This is a genomic window from Bradyrhizobium sp. CCBAU 51753 (assembly GCF_015291565.1).
In the GTDB taxonomy this organism is placed as follows: domain Bacteria; phylum Pseudomonadota; class Alphaproteobacteria; order Rhizobiales; family Xanthobacteraceae; genus Bradyrhizobium; species Bradyrhizobium ivorense.
In genome coordinates this window covers 9,022,848-9,042,314 of sequence record NZ_CP030037.1, presented here as the reverse complement: position 1 = coordinate 9,042,314, position 19,467 = coordinate 9,022,848, and the positions used below count along the sequence as shown (strand labels likewise).

Here is a 19,467-nt window from a genome sequence, read left to right as displayed (position 1 = left end):
CGATTGTTTCAACACGAGAAGCCGCGGCGTACTGGATCCTCGCATTCGCGGGGATGACGGCCGAGTGCATATTAAGGGATGCGTAGCCCAGATGGAGCACAGCGCAATCCGGGGCGGCTCTCACTGACGGCGCGACTGGTTCCGGATTTCGCTCCGCTGCATCCGGGCTACAGGTTGACGGCGCGCCTACCGATTGCCCCCGAACAGCCGGTCCACCAGCCAGCCGTCCAATCCCGCCGCCGCCTCGGGCCGCGCATTCGGGTTGGCCGGATGCCCCGACGTGCGCACCGGGGGTGGCTGCCGATAATAGCCGCCGCCGGATGGGACCGGCACCGGCGGCTGCGGTGCCTGCAGCTGCGGCGGCGACGCGGAGGGCGGGCTGATCTGCGACGAGATCTGGATCAGGTTCGAAGGCCCCCAATTGCCCTGCGAGTTCGGGATCGCCGCCACCGGCACGCCCTGATGCGCCGATTTCATGAAGCGGCTCCACACTTCCACCGGCAGCCCGCCGCCGGTCGCCTTCTTGGTCGGCGAATTGTCGTCATTGCCGAGCCAGACCCCGGTGACGAGATGGGCGGTGTAGCCGATGAACCAGGCGTCGCGGTAATCCTGGCTGGTGCCGGTCTTGCCGGCGGCGGTCCAGCCGGGGATTTCGGCCTTGCGCGCGGTGCCCGAGACCAGCGTCTCGCGCATCATGCTGTTCATCATCGAATCAAAGCGCGGATCGATCACCTGGTTGGGCGGATCGTTCGGGCGATCGTAGAGCAGCTTGCCCGCGCTGGTGCGGATCTTGGTGATCACATGCGGCGAGATGCCGAACCCGCCATTGGCGAACGGCGCATAGGCGCCGACCAGCTCGATCACGGACACTTCGGAGGTGCCGAGCGCGATCGAGACGTTGGGGTCGAGCTTTGAGGAGATGCCGAGCCGGTGCGCGGTGCGCACCACGTTCTTCGGGCCGACCTCGATGCCGAGCCGCACCGCGACCGTGTTCAGGGACATCGCCAGCGCCTGGGTCAGCGTCACCGAGCCGAAATATTCGTGGGTGTAGTTCTCCGGCTTCCAGCCCTTGATGTCGAGCGGCGCGTCGCTGCGAATGGTGTCCGGCGTCAGCCCGGCCTCGACCGCGGTGAGATAGACGAAAGGCTTGAAAGCCGAGCCGGGCTGCCGCTTCGCGGTCACCGCGCGGTTGTACTGACTCTCGGCATAGTTCCGGCCGCCGACCATGGCGCGCACCGCACCATCAGGCGTCATCGCGACCAGCGCGCCCTGACTGACATTGAACTTCACGCTCTTGGCGGCGAGCTCGTCGATGATGGCGGCCTCTGCGGTGTTCTGCAGCTTCGGATCGATCGTGGTCTGCACCACGATGTCCTGGTCGATCTGGCCGACCAGATCGTCGAGCACTTCGCCGATCCAGTCGGCGACGTAGTTCACGGTGCCGGCGCCGGCCGGCTTCACGTTGATCGAGGGCTGGCCGATCGAGGCTTTGGCTTGCGCCTCGGTGATGAATTTGGCATCCGCCATCGCGGCCAGCACGATCTGGGCGCGCTGCTCGGCGCCTTCGGGGTTGCGGTTGGGCGCGAGCCGCGACGGCGACTTGACGAGGCCCGCCAGCATCGCGGCCTCCGCCACCGTCACGTTCTTCGCCGACTTGCCGAAATAACGCTGCGCCGCCGCCTCGACGCCATAGGCGCCGGAGCCGAAATAGACGCGGTTGAGGTAGAGCTCGAGGATCTCGTTCTTGGAATGCTTGCGCTCCAGCCAGATCGCAAGCTCGGCCTCCTGCAGCTTGCGCGCCATGGTCCGTTCCTGCGTGAGGAACAGGTTCTTCGCGAGCTGCTGCGTCAGGGTCGAGCCACCCTGCGAGACGCCGCGATGCATCAGATTGGTCACCGCCGCGCGCAGGATACCGACCGGATCGACGCCGTAATGCGAATAGAAGCGGCGGTCCTCGATTGCGATGAACGCCTTCGGCAGATAGGGCGGCAGGTCCTTGAGCGCGACATTGGCGCCGGCCATTTCGCCGCGCTGTGCCAGCACGCTGCCGTCCATGCCGACGATCTGGATCGTCGGCGGCCGTTTGGGAATTTCAAGCGACTGGATCGGCGGCAGATGCGCGCCGACCCACACCACGACACCGATCACTGCGATGCCGGCCCACAGGCCGAGCACCGCGGTCCAATAGACCAGCCGGCCGATGCCAAAGCCGCGCGACTTGCCGCGGCGCTTGCTGCTGCTCTTGCTGCTGCTCTTGGCGGGGCGCGGCTTCTCGTCGCCGGAATCGCTGCCGGACGTGTTGTTCTTGGGCTTGGCTTTGACGGGCTTGTCGTCGCCGCCGCCGGGAACGCGATCGGCCGGCGACAGTCTGAGGTCGGCAAGCGCGGCCGGAAGCCCGAACAGCGGCTCCTTGCGCGCACCGCCCTTTTTCTTTCCCCACGCCATCCGCAACGCGCTCACACCAATCTCGCGGCACGCTACCGTTCCCGGTTTAAGGGGCGGTTACGCAAAGCTTAACGCGGGATTAGGAGGTTGGGCGGTGCGTGCTACATATGGATGGAACAAACACAAAAGGAGCGCGCATGGGCCATATCGATCCGACCAAGGAGGTCTTCGCACAGTTCCGGGACAGCGACCGGCCGGGCCCGATCCACATGCTCAACCTCGTCCGCCTGCGCGAATGGGCGGCCTATCCCGACGGCCGCAAGGTGAGTGGTGCGGAGGCCTATGCCGCCTATGGCCGCGAGAGCGGTCCGGTGTTCGAGCGTCTCGGCGGCCGCATCGTCTGGCAGGGCAAGTTCGAGCTGATGCTGATCGGCCCGCAGGAGGAGCGCTGGGATCACTGCTTCATCGCCGAATATCCCAGCGTCGCCGCCTTCGTCGAGATGATCCGCGATCCGGTGTATCGCGAGGCGGTGAAGCACCGCCAGGCCGCGGTGGAGGATTCGCGGCTGATCCGGCACGCGGTGTTGCCGGTGGGCAAGACTTTTGGGGAGATCCCGAAGTGACGATGCCAGCCACTGGCTGATACGAGTCGTACTCTTCCCCCCGTCATCCTGAGGCGCGAGCCTCTTCGGCGAGCCTCGAAGGATGAATCGGCCCGGCTGGGGCCGTCGACCCTTCGAGGCTCGCAAGGGCTCGCACCTCAGGGTGACGGGGATGGAGTAGTGGTATGAAAACAAAATCGGCGGCCCGGAAGGCCGCCGATTGCATCTCAGACCTTGAAGACAACCACTAGCCAGCCGGGCCGGCGTCCTCGAGGATCGGGCCGAACAGCTCCCAGCGCTCGCCGTTGAAGCGCATCATCTGCAGCTGCTTGTTGACGCGGTAGTCGTTCGGCGCGGTGTTGCCCTTGATGCCGGGCAGCGCCATGTCGAGCTCGACATTTTTCAGGTTGGTCGCCTGCTTCAGCACGTTGTCGCGGGTCAGATCGTCGCCGCACTGCTTCAGCACATGCACCATCAGCTGCGCGGTCGAGTAGCCATAGGTGTTGAAGTTCGAGTTCTTGTCGCCGTCCGGATAGTACTTTGCCATGAAGTCGAAATAGCGCTTCATGCCCGGATCGTCCTTCCACTGCGGATCGGCCGGGTCCTTGCCGTAATTGGTGCTGATCAGGCCCTTGGAATTCTCCAGGCCCGCCGGCTGCAGCACGGCGCCGACCGAGGTGGCGTTGATGTCGACGATGTGGATCGGCTTCCAGCCGAGTTCGGCGATCTTCTTGATCGCCTGTGCGGCCTGCTTCGGCGTCGAGGCCGAGAAGAACAGGTCGGCGCCGGCATCCTTGATCTTGATCACCTGGGAATCGATCGTCGGGTCGGACACCTCATAGGAGGCTTCGGCCACGATCATCTTGGCGGCCTTGTCGCCGAGCCCAGCCTTGATGCCGTTGAGATAGTCCTTGCCGAGGTCGTCGTTCTGATAGAGCACGCCGATCTTGGCGTTCGGATGCTCCTTCAGGATGTACTGGCCGTAGATCCGGCCCTCGACGAAGTAGTTCGGGTTGAAACCGAGCGTCCACGGAAAATTCTTCGGATCGGTGAATTTCGAGGCGCCGGTTGCGGCGAACAGCTGCGGCACCTTCTTGGAGTTGAGATACTTCTGCACGGCGGCGTTCGACGGCGTGCCGACGATCTGGAAGGTCAAGAGCACCTCGTCGCTCTCGACCAGCTTGCGCACCTGCTCGACCGCCTTCGGCGGCGAATAGGCGTCGTCATACTGGATCAGATTGATCTTGCGGCCGTTCACGCCGCCCTGATCGTTGATCATCTTGAAATAGGCCGCCTGGGTCTTGCCGATCGAGGCATAGGCGGAGGCCGGTCCGGAGAAGGGGACGGTCTGGCCGACCTTGATTTCGGAATCGGTCGCGCCGGGATCGTACTTCTTCTGCGCCAGGGACGGTGACGCCGACAGCGCGATCGCCAGCGCCGTTCCCGTGACCAGATGGAAAATCCCATTCCTCATAATGCTGCTTCCTCACGTGATTGATGGTTGGCCGATGATCTTGTCCGCAGGCCCAAACGCCCGCGGCCGCCATCGCTGGGCCGGGATACTGGAGGAACCGTTGCTGCAACGCAAGACGAGGAATGCCAAAAAGGCGAGCAATTTCAGTCAACGAAAGTAGGGGGCGATGCAAAGCGGCTGCTGCTCGGTCTGCCTCGCCCCGCTTGCGGGGAGAGGCCGGAACGCATCGTCAGATGCGTTCCGGGTGAGGGGGAGTCACCGCGAGTCAAATTGCCAGCGTGTTTGCGGAAGCGGCCCCTCACCCCAACCCTCTCCCCGTAAGAACGGGGAGAGGGGGAGAGGACAAGGTACGAACGGGGAGAGGGAGCAAAGTCCCGTCGCGGCTCGTCCTAACCCGCCGGCCCGGTGTCCTCGATGATCGGGCCGAACAGCTCCCAGCGCTCGCCGTTGAACCGCATCATCTGCATCTGCTTGTTGATGCGGTAGTCGTTCCGCCCCGTCGTGATCGACATGCCCGGCAGCGCCAGACTCGGCACGAACTTCTTCAGGCTGGTCACCTGCTTCATCAGGTTCTCGCGGGTGAGGTCGTCGCCGCACTGTTTCAGCACCTGGACCAACAGCTCGGCGGTCGCATAGCCGTAGGTGTTGACGGTGTTGAGCTTGTCGCCCTCGGGATAGTACTTATCCATGAAGGCGAAATAGGCCTTGATGCCCGGATCGTCCTTCCACTGCGGATCGGCGGGATCCTTGCCGTAATTGGTCGAGATGATGCCCTTGGAGATGTCGAGGCCGGCCGGCTTCAGCGTCGCCGACACCGGGCTCGCATTGATGTCGAGGATGTGCACCGGATTCCAGGCGAGGTCGGCGACCTTGCGGATTGCCTGCGCGGCGAATTTCGGCGTCGAGGCGTTGTAGAGCAGGTCGACACCCGCTGCCTTCAGCTTGACGATCTGCGAGTCGACCGTCGGGTCGGTCAGCTCGTAGGAGGCTTCAGCGACAATCATGCTCGCCGCCTTTTCGCCGAGCCCGGTCTTCAGGCCGGCGATGTAGTCGCGGCCGAGATCGTCGTTCTGGTAGAAGATGCCGATCTTGGCGTTCGGGTGATTCGCCAAAATGTATTTGGCGTAGATGCGGCCCTCGGACTGGTAGTTCGGATTGTAGGCGATCGTCCACGGTGCGTTCTGCGGATCGGAGAAGCGCGAGGCGCCGGTCGAGGCCAAGAGCTGCGGCACCTTCTTGGCATTCAGGTATTTCTGCACGGCGGCATTCGACGGTGTGCCGATGATCTGGAAGGTGAACAGCACCTCGTCGCCTTCGACCAGCTTGCGCACCTGCTCGACCGCCTTCGGCGGCGAATAGGCGTCGTCATACTGGATCAGGTTCAGCTTGCGGCCGTTGATGCCGCCCTGATCGTTGATCATCTTGAAGTAGGCGGCCTGGGTCTTGCCGATGCCGGCATAGGCGGATGCGGGGCCCGAGAACGGCACGGTCTGGCCGATCTTGATCTCGGTGTCGGTGGCGCCGATGTCGTATTTCTTCTGCGCGGTCGCTGATGTAACCGACAACGCGATCGCGAGCGTCGTCGCAGCGAGCAGTTGCACGCTTCTCATGTCGTGACCTCCCTGTTGCCGATGATCTTGTCCGCCGGGCTCAAGCCGCGGATGTCATCGTTGCAGGAATGATGGAGGAACGGTCGTGGCATTGCAAGGCAGTGCCAGCGGCGCGCAGTGTTGCGTCAGGCGAGCCAGAGCAGGATCAGCGCGAGTGCCGCGGGCGCGGCCTGCACATAGAGGATGCGGCGGCTCACGGTGGCGGCGCCATAGGCGCCTGCAACGATCACGCAGAGCAGGAAGAATGTCTTGATCTGGAATGCGAACGCCGGATTGCCGTGCACAAGGCCCCAGATCAGCCCGGCGGCCAGGAAGCCGTTATAGAGGCCCTGATTGGCGGCGAGCACCGCCGAGTCGGTCGCCTTCTCGATCGAGTTGCGAAACGTCTTCAGGCCGAGCGGCTTGGTCCAGAGAAACATCTCGAGGATCAGGAAATAGATGTGCAGCGCGGCCACCACCGCGACCAGGATATTGGCAAGCAAGAGCATGATGCGGTCCCCCCAGAATCATGATGCGATTGGAAAATAATCGCATCATGATTCCCATCTCTTTGTTTGAGCATGATCTTTTCGGAAAACCTCCCCACTTTTCCGGATCATGCTCTAACGGAATTCGGGTGGACGCTAGCACGCGGGCGGTGAAATGTATGTGCAGCGATACCGATTCCCGAGTGACTGATATGGCCACTGCCAGGACACCCCAGACCTTCAACCTCGATCGCCTCACGACGCCGATCGGCACAGCGCTGCTGGTGACCGACGACGGCGGCGTGCTGCGTGCGCTGGATTGGGACGACTACGAAGGCCGGATGCTCGAGCTGCTGCGGCTGCATTACGGCCCGGTGACGCTGCGCGACGGCAGCGCGCCGGCGGAGATGCGCAAAGCACTCGGCGATTATTTCAAGGGCGATCTCGATCGCCTCACTGACGTGACGTGGCGCGTTGCCGGCACACCGTTCCAGCAGAAGGTCTGGCATGCGCTGCCGAAGATCCGCCCCGGCACCACGATGAGCTATGGCGCGCTGGCCGCGCAATTGAATGTACCGAACGCAATGCGCGCGGTCGGCCATGCCAATGGCAGCAACCCGATCAGCGTCGTCGTGCCCTGTCACCGCCTGATCGGCGCCAACGGCTCGCTGGTGAAGTATGGCGGCGGCCTGGAGCGCAAGCGCTGGCTGCTGCGGCATGAGGGCGTGGAGATATAACGGGCCGCTTCATCTGCCGATGAGCCCTCGCGGCGATCAGTCGAGATCTTCGCTGGACATGGTCCGCAGATCGCGCACGATATAGAGGAATACGATGAGCGAAGGCACCCATGCGAGTATCGCTCCAACCAGCATCGCATCAACCGTCGTCATGGGAGCTCCTTTGAGTGCCGGTAATCCTCGCCGTCAGGTCAGTTTCCTCGATGGGATGCGGGTGCCGGGGAAGGGATAGAGCCACTTCCAGTAGGCCTTGTTGCGCTCCAACTGCTGCTTGTAGCTCTCGCGGCACTTCACCGAGCAAAATTGCTGGAAATGCCAGCTGTGCCGGATGAGCCCGAAGGGGCGCTTGCATCCCGGATTCCCGCAACAGCCGGTCATGACGCTACCTCCGCATTGGCACGCCGAAGCCAGCGAACGAACTCCTCCTGGCCTTTGTAAAAGCAGAGGCGCCCGCAGTAGCGTTCACCTGCCGGATTTCGCAAACTGATGACCTTGGGGTCTTCGCTGTCACACTGGGCGCAGCGCGGTTCCGCACGCATAACGACCTTCCTCCCGAGGAATTGCCATTACCAATCAAAATGTCTGATGCTGTGCCTGTCGTCGATCTACGCGAAGGACGACGATGCGAAATCTCGCGCCATCACCGTCCAGGTTCAACTTGTCCTGATGTTTCGCGGCATCATCCTTGCGTATACCCGGTTTGAACTCATTCGCGCGCCGCGGTGCCGGGCTGCGCCAGGGCCGCATCGAGGCATTTGATCAGCTCCTCCCCGTCGAAGGGCTTGATCAGAAAGCAGATCGCTCCTGCCCTCAGGGCCCGCGCGCGATCGCTTTCGACGGAGAAGGCGGTGACGAAAATGAACGGAACGCGCCGTCCGTTGGCAATCAGTTGGCTCTGCAGATCGAGCCCGCTCATGGCCGGCATCCTGACATCCGCTATCACGCAGGACGTCTCATCCAGTTGGGGCGAGTGCAGGAATTCCTCCGCTGACGCGTAGCTCTCGACCGCGTAGCCCAGCGACCTGACCAGATTGTGGGTCGCGGTGCGAACCGACCTGTCATCGTCGATGACGGATATCATTGGCGGGTTGGACAAGGAGGTCCTTCCTGGGGACGGCCAGAGGAGGCCCCTGGTCTGTGCGATTGCGCGGGAACACAGTGCGTCGCCAATCAGGATCGGAGAATCATACTTAGGTTTGCGGCCCGCCAGATCCGGGTCCGATCTGGAGAATCTGCGCCATCCTGACCAGGTCCGGTAACGACTTTGCCGCCATTTTCCGCATGATGTGCCCGCGGTGTATCTTCACGGTGATCTCGGCCACGCCGATTTCGGCGGCGACCTGCTTGTTCATCAGCCCGGCCGTGACGAGCGTCATGATCTGACGCTCGCGGGTGGATAGGGTCGCGAAGGCTCCGCGCAGGTTTGCGAGAGTTTTGGCTTCATCACGACGATTTCTGTCGCGCTCGATCGCCGTCGTGACGGCATCCAGCATGTCCTGGTCGCGGAAGGGCTTGGTCAGGAAGTCGACAGCTCCGGCCTTCATGGCCCTGACCGTCATCGGGATATCGCCGTGGCCCGTCATGAAGATGATCGGAATATGAACGTCGGCCTTCGCCAGCTCCGCCTGAAAGTCCAGGCCGCTCAGCCGGGGCAGCCTGATGTCGAGGATCAGGCAGCTCGGGACATCCGGGGGCTTGTGCCGCAGAAATTCATGGGCCGACCCGAACGCCTCAGTTCGTAGCCCGACGGACCGGAAAAGATTGCTCAGCGCGTCTCGCACCGACGCGTCGTCGTCGACGACGAAGACGGTCGGTTCGTCGGCGTTTGCGGGAGTGGGGGGCAGTGCCGGGCGTCCGGTCATCATGCATGATCCTCTTCACGCAAAGGCAGGGTGAACTGGAATGTGGCGCCGTGGCCGGCATTTCCGGCCACGGACAGGCGGCCTCGATGGGCCTCGATGATCGAGCGGCAGATCGACAACCCCATTCCCATACCGCTGGCTTTGGTGCTGTAGAAGGCGTCGAACACCCGCTCGGCATTCTCGGTTGCGATCCCGACGCCACAATCGGTGACAGTGACCAGGATTTGCCCGGCATCGTCATGGCGTGTCCGGATCACGAGTTCCCGCGGCCTGCCCGTGACGGGCTGCATCGCCTCGATGCCGTTGACGACCAGGTTGAGGATGACTTGCTGCAGCTGGATACGGTCGGCGACGACCGGCGGAAGTCCGGGAGTGAGGTCCAGCTGCAGGGATATCCGGTGGCTTTGCAGTTCATGTTGCACCAGGCCGATCACCTCATTGATGACTTCATTGACGTCGAGCGGCGCCCTCTGATCGGTTGTCTTGTTCACAAGCGCGCGGACGCGCTGGATGACCTCGCCCGCCCGGTTGCCGTCGCTGATGATCAACCTGACCGCTCCGCGCGCTTCGTTCAGATCGGGGGTCTCCCGGTTGAGCCAGCGCAGGCATGCCGCGGCATTGGTGACCACGGCGGCAAGCGGCTGGTTCACTTCATGGGCGATTGATGCGGCGAGTTCGCCGAGCGCCGTCACGCGCGTGACGTGTGCGAGGTTGGTCTGCGCTTCATGCAATTCCGCCTCGGCTCGCTTGCGGGCAGTCACGTCGGTGACCGCTCCGACAAATTCGGTGTCGCCCGAGATGCCCGTCACCGCATGTGCCCGGGCGTGGACATATTTGATCGCCCCGTCCGGCATCAGCAATCGGTAGCTGTGCTCGAAGTCCCTGAGGTCGCGCGAGGCGCGGTCGATGGTCCGTTGCACCCGGGTGCGATCATCCGGATGGACGCGTTGCAGCACCGTGCCATGCTTGATGGAGGGGACCTTGTCGAACTCGAAGATCCTGAAGGTCTCTTCCGACCAGATGATCTCGCCGCTGGCGACGTGCCAGCCAAAGCTGCCGGTATGGCTCAATCGCTGGGCTTCGGACAGGTACATTTCACTCTGTTGCAGGGCATTTTCGGCTTCCTTGCGTTCGGTGATATCCTCGCATGCGATCAGGACAATCAACTGCCCGTCCAGCCGCCGCACGGCCTTGGCATTCTCACGGACCCAAAGCCTTGAACCGTCCTTGCGGACCTTCCGGATTTCCCAGCTGTGGGTTTGGCCGATGTTGCCGAGGCATGCCGCGACGTTGCGCTGGACCGCATCCCGGTCTTCGGCGGCAAAGACCCGGAGGACGGATTGTCCGAGCAATTCGTCGACGGTGTAGCCGAGTTGCGCCGCACCGAAGCTGTTGACCGACAGAACGAGGCCCGTCGCTTCAACCATGAAGTACATGACCGGGTTGTGCTCGAACACCTCCTTCCATTGCGCTTCGCTGTTGCGCAGCGCCTCTACCGCGCGCTCTTCGCCGCTGGCCCGGCCGCGCAATGCGGCTTCCATCTGCTTTTGGGTGCGGCCCACCACACGCATCATCAGCAATGCGGCGGCGAGCGCGGCGATGAGCAGCGCCAAGGCAGCCAGATGGGCGGAAGCCGCGGGCTGCGGACCAAGCAACAGCCCGGCGCAGGTTCCCGCCAAAGCCAGCACCATGCCGCCGAGCAGCCATTGCTCGGCCGACCAGGACGTCTTGGTCGGATTGCGCATCATCGGCAGCACCAGCACTTGGCCATCATGGGCCGCGCTGCGTCGCTAGGTGACCGCTACCATCAGCGGCGACAACGTCGCCCTCCTAACAGGCCGCATATTAGCAGCTTTCTCGCCGTCGGGACGAGATCATGCGGGCCTTCGGCAATCCGCGGGGCGAGGCGCCGGATCGCGCGGAAAGCGAAATCGTCTGACGCGCTCAGGTTCAGGTTGCGGTCAAACCAAAGTATGTCGTCCCCATCCGAATGTAACGGCCGGATCAACCTCCGTTCAATGGCCCATTGCTTCCCGGCGACTACGCTCACTGGGTAACTCGAGAGCAGTAGAGGCGTACCGAATTCAGCAGTCGCCGATCAGAGATCTGGAGGTTGAAAATGCCGAGCGCTCCCCTGCATTTGATCCTTTGCTCCGACGATGTCGAACGCGAGGTAAGGCGTCAACCAGGCGACCGCAGCTTCCACGTGATCGACGGCGGCAAGCAGACGGCGAGCGTGCCGGCCGACAACCCCTGGATCGATCTGCTCGACGTCTTCGATCTGGGCGTGGTGCTCTGTCAGGCCAGCTACCTGGCCTTGGTTGGCGCGAGCCTGGCGGCGCTGGAGCCACACTTCGACGTGTTGGATCCGCGGGCGTAGGCCGCCCCGGATTTTAGGTCCGGCAGGCTGCCGGGACCGAGGCGCTGGGCCGCTCACGCCTGACCGCGCAAGACGGGTCCGATAACAGCCTCCGTGAGAGCCCGGAATCCATTCCCCGTCTAGCCCCGGCCCTGATGGATTCCGGGCTCAGTCCCTGCGGCGCTCCGCGCTGCGGTTGGCCTTCGCAAATTTGCAGCATTTTTTTCGAAAGATTCCGGGTTCCCTTTAGCCCATCCTGAAGCACCTGATCGTTGGACCGATTCGGCAGCGGCGTCGCTCGCTAGAATTGTGCGTTGGTTCGCGCAGCGACAGTTCAGGGCCGGTTGTCATGAATCAGGCACAGCAGCACAAGCCGCTTCCCGAGGACAATGTTTCCGTCACCAAGGTTGAAGCCGAGGGCGCGCGAGGATTGCAGCGCGATTTGCAGGACCGGCTGCAGCCGGCACACGACGAACCGGTCAGCGATAGCGCCCCCCATCCCGAAACGCCTGCGGGATCCGGCCGGATGGTCCGCCGCACCCTCAAGGTGGCCGTCGGCCTGGCCATCGTCGCCGTGTTCGGCTGGATGCCGCTCAAGGCGATCCTGCAGATCTCGAGCGTCGAGGCGGTGGTCAACGCCAGGATCGTGACACTTCGTTCGCCGATCGACGGCACGGTGAGCGCAAAGCCGTCCAATCCTACGTATCTCAGCACACTCAGCGAGGGCGACGTGATCCTTCACGTCGTCAACGCGCGCGGCGATCGCATCCGGCTCGATGATCTCAGGCGCCAGGTGTCGCGGCTGGAAAACGAGCGCCCGAGCCTGGCCGCCAAGCTCGCCGCCGCCGAGGCCGCGCAGCAGGATCTCGCGCGCCAGGCGGGCCAGTTCCGTGACGGCCGCACCCTTCAGCTCGAGGCGCGGATCGCCGAAATCCAGTCGGCGATCGAGGCTGCGGCGGCGCGGCGCGAAGAGGCGACGGCGGCGGTCGAGCGCGCCTCGTCGCTGGTCAGATCGGGCAGCGTGTCGACTGTGGAACTGGCGCGGCTGACGCGCGAGCAGGCGATCGCGCAGCAGACCGAGATTGGTGCCCGCCGCCGGCTCGACGCGGCGAAGGTCGAGCTCACCGCGGTGAAGAACGGCACCTATCTCGGCGACAGCTACAATGACCGGCCGAGCTCGGTGCAGCGCGAGGAGGAGATGCGCCAGCGCGTCAGCGATTTGCGCGCCGATCTCGCGCATGCCGATGCGGAAATCGCCTGGCTGACCCACGAGATCGCGGTCGAGCAGATCCACTACATCAATCGGGCCGAGGCCGACATCAGGGCGCCGATCAATGGACGGATCTGGGAGATGATGACCTCGCCGGGCGAGGATGTCAGGGCCGGGCAGCCGCTGCTCAAGGTGCTCGATTGCAGCGGCGAGGTGGTCACCGCGAATGTCACCGAAAGCGTCTATAACCGCCTCAAGCTTGGCGATCCCGCGAGCTTCGAGCCGAACGACGGTAGCGCCGCAATCCAGGGCGTGATCGTCAACCTCACTGGTTCATCTGGCGCGCCCGCGAATCTTGCCATCAATCCCGATGCGCTGAACAAGGAGCCCTATCGGGTCACGGTCTCGATGCCGGCGCTCGACAGCACGGGCAAGGATTGCGCCGTGGGCCGCACCGGGCGGGTGGTGTTCAACGAGGGCGCGGCAAAGTCATGATGGCGGCCCTTGCACCCGGGCTGGTCGCCTTCGGCGCCTGTCTTGCACTACTGCCGTTGCTCAAGCGCGAGAGCTCGCTGGCTCGCGCCGCGATGGCCACCATGTCGGTCGCGCTGCTGCTCCGCTATTTCGTCTGGCGCGTGACCCATACCTTGCCTCCACCGGGGCTCACGGCCGACGCGATCGTCGGCTATCCCTTCATGCTGGCGGAGGGCGCCTCGCTGATCGCGGTGTGCCTGTCCCTGCTGTTCCTCAGCCGGACCATCGACCGCTCGCCCGAGGTCAATGCCATCCTTCGCCGCCCGCGCGTTGCCGCGCCTGCGCCGCTCGTCGACGTTTTCATCTGCACGTACAATGAGGAGAAGGCGATCCTGGAGCGCACGATCATCGGCGCGACCGGAATCAATTACCCCAATTACCGAGTCTGGGTGCTCGACGACGGACGCCGGCTCTGGCTGCGGCGCCTCGTCGAGGAACTCGGCTGCCACTACTTGACCCGTCCCGACAACCGCCACGCCAAGGCCGGCAACATCAATCATGCGCTCCGCCATGTCGCGGACCTGAGGGACAAGCCGGAGTTCGTCTCGATTCTCGACGCCGACTTCGTGCCGATGCCGGAGTTCCTGACCCGGGCCATGAGCCTGATGCAGGACGATGGCGTCGGCGTCGTGCAGACGCCGCAGCACTTCATCAATCCGGATCCGATCCAGTCCAATCTCGCCGCGACCGACGTTTGGCCGGACGAGCAGCGGTTCTTCTTCGACATCCTGATGCCGGCCAAGGATGCCTGGGGCACAGCTTTCTGCTGCGGCACGTCATCCTTGATCCGCTCTTCCGGCCTGGAGCGGATCGGCGGCTTCCCGACAGACTCGGTGACCGAGGACTATCTCGTCACGCTGCGGCTGAAGGAACAGGGCCTGCGCACGGTCTATCTGAACGAACGCCTGACACTCGGCCTCGCGCCCGAAGGGCTCAAGGAGTACATCACACAGCGCGGGCGCTGGTGCCTCGGCTTCATGCAGATTTTCAGGGGCCGCAGCGGACCGTTCTCTCTGCAATCCAGGCTCGACTTCATCGACCGGCTGTCCCTCGTCGATGCCTTCATGAGCTGGGCGGCGGTCTACGGCACCAAGGCGTTCGGCCTCGTCGTGCCATGGCTGTTTCTCCTGTTCGGCATCAAGGCGGTCTACGCCGATCTGCCGGAGCTCCTGAAATATTTCCTGCCGTTCTACGTCTGGCATGCCTTCACGATGGCGTGGATCTCGCGCGGCCGCTCGCTCGCCATCATGACCGACGTCTCGCAATACATCGCAATGCCCGCGGTGCTGAAGGCCGTCGCGACGGGCCTCGCCCGGCCACAGGGACACAAGTTCAAGGTGACGGCCAAGGGCGGCGATCGCAACCGCCGCTTCATCGAATGGCCGCTGCTGCGGATCTATGGCGCCGCCCTGCTGATCACCCTGTTCGCGATCGCCTATGCGTTCATTCTGCACCTGCGCGGTGAAAGCATCGCCTATGGCGGGCTGGCGCTGGCCTGGAGCCTGTACAATTGCGTGGTGCTGGCGATCGTCTGCTTCATCTGCATCGAGCAGCCGCGGCGCCGCAAGGCGGAGCGCTTCGAACGCGACGAGCCGGTGCTGATCCAGCAAGGCGCCGCGTCGCGGCTGGTCCGCCTCGCCGACATCTCGATCACCGGCGCCCGCTTCATCGATCCCGCCCCGCCAACGATCGGGACGCCGATCAAATGCAACGTCTACGGCCAGAGCGTGGTGGCGGTCGTAGTTCGGCATACCGGCAACGGCTTCGGTGTCCGCTTCGAGGACGCGGTCGCAACGCGGGTCAACGTCGTGCGTGCGTTCTATGCCGGCGAGTATGTCAGCGCCTTTCAGGGCGTGCGCGCCGCGCCCGTCGGCAGGGCGCTGCTGATGCGGCTGTTCGGCTAGGGCAGAAGAGCGAGGTGTCACCAGAAGCGCGCAAATGCCATTGGCGCGGGCCGAAGGGCGAGCGGGCGCTTGCGCGATTTCGGAATATTGGAAGATTACCCCTGACTTGCCCGACGCGTCAAGTCACCCGCTACGGACAGTCGCCCGGTCGAAAAATTGCGGTTGCAGAATACCGGCGAGCTACTTTGCATGGGGTTGTTTTTCGACATTTTTGGCACCGCACCCCTGCCGCTGCCGCAGGCGGGGCGAGGTAAACTTCCTACGCCGCCGGCTTCGCCGCCTGGTCCTCGCTCGCGAGCAGATGCAACAGCGCGCTCTTGATCGCGGCCTGGCGGGTCGGCGCGGTGATCTGGGCGCCGAGCAAATCGGTGACGTAGAATACGTCGCGGGCGCGCTCGCCGAAGGTCGCGACATGGGCGGAGGCGATGTTGAGGTTGAGTTTTGAGATCGCCGTGGTGAGCTGGTAGAGCAGGCCGGGCCGGTCGAGGCCGGACACCTCGATCACGGTGTAGCGGTCGGACCACTGGTTGTTGATGGTCACCTCCGGCTCGACAACGAACGGCCGCGCCTTGCTGCGCACGGTGCGCTTCGCCACCGCCTCCGGCAGGCGGAGCTTGCCCTCCAGCACGTGCTCGATCATCTCGCCGATTCTTGTCGCGCGGCGGCCCTCGTCCTCGTCGCGGTCGTATTCCCGCGAGATCGAGATGGTGTCGAGCGCGCGGCCGTCGGTCGTGGTGTAGATCTGGGCGTCGACGATGTTGGCGCCGGCCGAGGCGCAGGCGCCGGCGATGATCGACAGCAGCCAGGGATGGTCGGTGGCAAGAATCGTCAGCTCGGTGACGCTGCGCAGCTCGTCGAAGCCGACATTGATCGCGAGCTTGTGCCCGGCCTGCTCGCTGGCGCGGATGAAGCGCGCCTGGCGGATTTTTCGCGGCAGCTCCACCTTGAGCCAATAGGCCGGGTAATGCCGGCCGATATAGGCGTTGAGCTCGGCTTCCGGCCATTCGGTGAAGGCGGCGCGGAATTCGGCCTGCGCCACCGCGATGCGCTGGGCGCGGTTCACTTCCGAGAAGCCGCCGGTCAGCACCGGCTCGGTCTCGTAATACAGCGTGCGGATCAGCTGCGCCTTCCAGCCGTTCCAGACACCCGGGCCGACGCCGCGGATGTCGGCGGTGGTGAGGATCGTCAGCAGCTTCATCTGCTCGACCGATTGCACCACGGCGGCAAAATTCTCGATCGTCTTGCGGTCGGACAGGTCGCGCGACTGCGCCACCGTCGACATCGTCAGATGCTCCTCGATCAGCCAGGCCACCAGCTCGGTGTCGGCAGGCGAGAAGCCGAGCCGCGGGCACAGCCGCCGCGCCACCCGGGCGCCGGCGATCGAATGGTCCTCGGGCCGGCCCTTGGCGACGTCGTGCAGCAGCGTTGCGATGTAGAGCACCGCGCGGTGCTCGGGCCGGATCTTGCGGAACAGGTCGCTGGCGACCGTGAACTCCTCGTTGCCGCCGCGCTCAATGTCCTGCAGGAAGCCGATGCAGCGGATCAGGTGCTCGTCCACCGTGTAGTGGTGGTACATGTTGAACTGCATCATCGACACGATCTTGCCGAAGGCGCGAATGAAGTGGCCGAGCACACCGGTCTCGTTCATCCGCCGCAGCACGGTCTCGGCGTTGTCGGAGGTCAGAATCTCCATGAACAGGCGGTTGGCTTCCTCGTCCTCGCGCAGCGGCGTGTTGATCAGCTTGAGCGAGCGCGTCACCGTGCGCATTGCGTCGGGATGGAAGGCGAGGCTGTTCTTCTGCGCGAGCCGGAAGATCCTGATCAGATTGACCGGATCCTGCTTGAACACGTCGGGCGCGGCGAGGTTGATGCGGTTGTTGTCGACGATGAAGTCGTCGCTTTCAGGCACCCGCCGCCGCTTGGTCGAGGGGCGGAAGCGTGCCACCATGCGGCTCAGCACCGGCGCCGGCTTCTTCTGCTCCTCCTCGAGCTTGGCGCACAGGATCGCGGTGAGGTCGCCGACGTCTTTCGCGATCAGGAAGTAGTGCTTCATGAAGCGCTCGACGTCCTGCATGCCCGGATGCGAGGTGTAGCCGAGTCGCACCGCGATCTCGCGCTGCATGTCGAACGACAGCCGCTCCTCGGCGCGGCCGGCGAAGAAGTGCAGGTTGCAGCGCACCGACCAGAGGAAATCGGCGCAGCGGCGGAAGGTGCGGTACTCCTGGGCGTCGAACACGCCGCGCTCCAGCAGTTCGTCGGTCTCGCGCACGCGGTAGACGTATTTCGCGATCCAGAACAGCGTGTGCAGGTCGCGCAGTCCGCCCTTGCCGTCCTTGACGTTGGGCTCGACCAGATAGCGCGACTGGCCGGCCCGGCGGTGCCGCTCCTCGCGTTCGGCAAGCTTGGCGGTGACGAATTCGGACGCGGTGCCCTGCACCACCTCCTTGTCGAAGCGCTCGACCAGTTCGTCATAGAGCGGCTGGTCGCCGGTCAGGAAGCGGGTCTCCAGGATCGCGGTGCGGATCGTCATGTCGCCGCGCGCCTGGCGGATCGATTCGTCGACCGAGCGGGTGGCGTGGCCGACCTTCAGCCCCATGTCCCAGAGGCAATAGAGGATCGCTTCGGCGACCTGCTCGCCCCACGCGGTCTGCTTGTAGGGCAGGATGAACAACAGATCGATGTCGGACTCCGGCGCCATCAGCCCGCGGCCATAGCCGCCGGTCGCAACCACTGCCATGCGCTCGGCGCCCGAGGGGATCGGCGAGTGGTAGAGATGCTTGGTCGCCGCCGCATAGAGGATGCGGATGATCTCGTCCTGCACGAAGCAGAGCCGCTCGGCGCAGCGCCGGCCATGACGATCTTTCAGCAACAGCGCCTGCGCCTTGGCGCGCGCCGCAATCAGTTCGGCCTTGAGCAGTTGCGCCATCGCGGCGCGGAACTGATCCTCGCGGCCGGCATGCTGTTCGGCGAGCGCATTGACCGCCGCGGTGATCCGCGCGGTCTCGAAACGATCATCCGCTTCAGCGCGGACCTCGGCTACGATGCTGTCCATACGTCCATCCGATATCGGACGGAGCCGTTGCTGTCACTGACCAAAGTATGAGGACAGCGGCTCCATGCTGTATCAGCGGTGCTTCGAGCAAGATCGTTCTCGCACCGTCAGACAAAGGGTAGAGATTTTCTCGTTGACCGCAAGCCTAAGTAGTTGAATTAAAAGACGGTTTCTTATTCACATCGAGGAGATCGACGGATGCAGATATTTTCCCGGCGCGCCGCTGCCGCGCTGTTCGCGGTCTCCGCCCTGTTTCCCGGCGTGGCCTTTGCCGCCGATGCGCTGAAGGAGATCCGGATCGACTGGGCGACCTACAATCCGGTGTCGCTGGTGCTCAAGCAGAAGGGCCTGCTGGAGAAGGAATTCGCCAAGGACGGCATCAGCGTCGTCTGGGTGCAGTCGGCCGGCTCCAACAAGGCGCTCGAATTCCTCAATGCCGGATCGATCGATCTCGGCTCGACCGCGGGCTCGGCCGCGCTGGTCGCCAGGATCAACGGCAATCCGATCAAATCGGTCTACGTCTATTCGCGCCCGGAATGGACTGCGCTGGTGACCGGCAAGGACTCCAAGATTGCCTCGGTCGCCGACCTTAAGGGCAAGCGCGTCGCGGTGACCCGCGGCACCGATCCGCACATCTTCCTGGTTCGCGCGCTGCTCGGCGCCGGCCTCACCGAAAAGGACATCATGCCGGTGCTCTTGCAGCACGCCGACGGCAAGACCGCGCTGATCCGCGGCGACGTCGACGCCTGGGCCGGCCTCGACCCGATGATGGCGCAGGCCGAGATCGAGGACGGCGCAAAACTGTTCTACCGCAAGGCCGATGCCAACACCTGGGGCATCCTCAATGTGCGCGAAGAGTTCCTGAAGGATCACCCGGACATCGTCCGCCGCGTGCTCGCCACTTACGAAGAGGCGCGAAAATATTCGCTGGCGAATTACGACGAGCTGAAGAAGACCTTCATTGCGGTGACCAGGCTGCCGGATGCTGTGGTCGACAAGCAGCTCAAGGAACGCACCGAGCTGACCCACAGCCGGATCGGCGCGCCGCAGCGGGAGTCCATCCTCGCCGCGGGCCTGGCGCTGCAGCAGGCCGGCGTGATCGATGCCAAGACCGACGTGAAGGCGGCACTGGATGCGTTGATCGACGATCAGGTCCCGCTGCCGACGAATTAGTAACGCTGCACCCTCTCCCCTTGTGGGAGAGGGTGGCTTCGCGAAGCGAAGCCGGGTGAGGGGTTCTTTCCCCACGGCAAACTCTCGCAAGCGGAGCC

Annotated in this window: 15 protein-coding genes; 6 read left to right on the top strand and 9 right to left on the bottom strand. The window is 64.0% G+C overall.

Annotated elements, in window-relative coordinates; all coding sequences use genetic code 11:
• Positions 1–186: 186 nt before the first annotated feature.
• Positions 187–2,445, bottom strand: a complete 2,259-nt coding sequence (locus tag XH93_RS41455) for a transglycosylase domain-containing protein (protein ID WP_194475541.1) — start codon at positions 2,443–2,445, stop codon at positions 187–189.
• 137 nt (positions 2,446–2,582) lie between these two features.
• On the opposite strand from XH93_RS41455, the gene XH93_RS41450 reads away from it, so the two are divergent.
• Positions 2,583–3,008 carry a DUF1330 domain-containing protein gene (locus XH93_RS41450; protein ID WP_194471866.1) on the top strand — a complete coding sequence of 142 codons (426 nt, stop codon included), beginning with the start codon at positions 2,583–2,585 and terminating at the stop codon, positions 3,006–3,008.
• A 226-nt stretch (positions 3,009–3,234) separates the two neighbouring features.
• Here the strand turns inward: XH93_RS41450 and XH93_RS41445 are convergent, their stop codons facing one another.
• From XH93_RS41445 to XH93_RS41435, 3 genes are all read right to left on the bottom strand, one after another.
• Positions 3,235–4,461, bottom strand: coding sequence for an ABC transporter substrate-binding protein (locus XH93_RS41445; RefSeq protein ID WP_139487465.1), 1,227 nt, complete (start codon positions 4,459–4,461; stop codon positions 3,235–3,237).
• 389 nt (positions 4,462–4,850) lie between these two features.
• Positions 4,851–6,071: an ABC transporter substrate-binding protein gene (locus XH93_RS41440; RefSeq protein ID WP_194471865.1), complete on the bottom strand. Its 1,221-nt coding sequence runs from the start codon at positions 6,069–6,071 to the stop codon at positions 4,851–4,853.
• 125 nt (positions 6,072–6,196) lie between these two features.
• A complete protein-coding gene (locus tag XH93_RS41435; RefSeq protein WP_139487463.1) occupies positions 6,197–6,559 on the bottom strand; it encodes a DUF1304 domain-containing protein in 363 nt (120 codons plus the stop codon).
• 191 nt (positions 6,560–6,750) lie between these two features.
• On the opposite strand from XH93_RS41435, the gene XH93_RS41430 reads away from it, so the two are divergent.
• Complete coding sequence (locus tag XH93_RS41430; RefSeq protein WP_194471864.1) at positions 6,751–7,275, top strand: methylated-DNA--[protein]-cysteine S-methyltransferase; 525 nt, start codon at positions 6,751–6,753, stop codon at positions 7,273–7,275.
• A 186-nt stretch (positions 7,276–7,461) separates the two neighbouring features.
• On the opposite strand, the gene XH93_RS41425 is transcribed toward XH93_RS41430, so the two are convergent.
• The 4 genes from XH93_RS41425 to XH93_RS41410 form a co-directional block, all read right to left on the bottom strand.
• Positions 7,462–7,653 carry a hypothetical protein gene (locus tag XH93_RS41425; RefSeq protein WP_194471863.1) on the bottom strand — a complete coding sequence of 64 codons (192 nt, stop codon included), beginning with the start codon at positions 7,651–7,653 and terminating at the stop codon, positions 7,462–7,464.
• Between the two features lie 328 nt (positions 7,654–7,981).
• Entirely contained in the window at positions 7,982–8,356 is a 375-nt protein-coding gene (locus tag XH93_RS41420) for a response regulator transcription factor (protein ID WP_194475540.1), read from the bottom strand.
• A gap of 109 nt (positions 8,357–8,465) precedes the next feature.
• On the bottom strand, positions 8,466–9,140 hold the full coding sequence (locus XH93_RS41415) for a response regulator transcription factor (protein WP_194471862.1): 675 nt from the start codon (positions 9,138–9,140) through the stop codon (positions 8,466–8,468).
• Complete coding sequence (locus XH93_RS41410; RefSeq protein WP_246799448.1) at positions 9,137–10,900, bottom strand: PAS domain S-box protein; 1,764 nt, start codon at positions 10,898–10,900, stop codon at positions 9,137–9,139. Before XH93_RS41410 ends, XH93_RS41415 begins: the two co-directional genes overlap by 4 nt.
• Positions 10,901–11,256: 356 nt before the next feature.
• On the opposite strand from XH93_RS41410, the gene XH93_RS41405 reads away from it, so the two are divergent.
• The 3 genes from XH93_RS41405 to XH93_RS41395 all read left to right on the top strand — a co-directional run bounded on the left by XH93_RS41405 (position 11,257) and on the right by XH93_RS41395 (position 15,144).
• Positions 11,257–11,517 carry a hypothetical protein gene (locus XH93_RS41405; protein WP_194471861.1) on the top strand — a complete coding sequence of 87 codons (261 nt, stop codon included), beginning with the start codon at positions 11,257–11,259 and terminating at the stop codon, positions 11,515–11,517.
• A gap of 328 nt (positions 11,518–11,845) precedes the next feature.
• The gene (locus XH93_RS41400; protein ID WP_194471860.1) at positions 11,846–13,201 is read left to right on the top strand and encodes an HlyD family secretion protein; all 1,356 of its coding nucleotides are present in this window, start codon (positions 11,846–11,848) and stop codon (positions 13,199–13,201) included.
• Entirely contained in the window at positions 13,198–15,144 is a 1,947-nt protein-coding gene (locus XH93_RS41395; RefSeq protein ID WP_194471859.1) for a glycosyltransferase, read from the top strand. Before XH93_RS41400 ends, XH93_RS41395 begins: the two co-directional genes overlap by 4 nt.
• Positions 15,145–15,403: 259 nt before the next feature.
• Here XH93_RS41395 and XH93_RS41390 read toward each other — a convergent pair whose 3' ends face one another.
• A complete protein-coding gene (locus XH93_RS41390; RefSeq protein ID WP_194471858.1) occupies positions 15,404–18,196 on the bottom strand; it encodes a [protein-PII] uridylyltransferase in 2,793 nt (930 codons plus the stop codon).
• Positions 18,197–18,394: 198 nt separating this feature from the next.
• Here XH93_RS41390 and XH93_RS41385 point away from each other — a divergent pair, with 198 nt between their 5' ends.
• Positions 18,395–19,369, top strand: coding sequence for an aliphatic sulfonate ABC transporter substrate-binding protein (locus XH93_RS41385; RefSeq protein ID WP_194471857.1), 975 nt, complete (start codon positions 18,395–18,397; stop codon positions 19,367–19,369).
• The last annotated feature ends 98 nt before the right edge of the window (positions 19,370–19,467 follow it).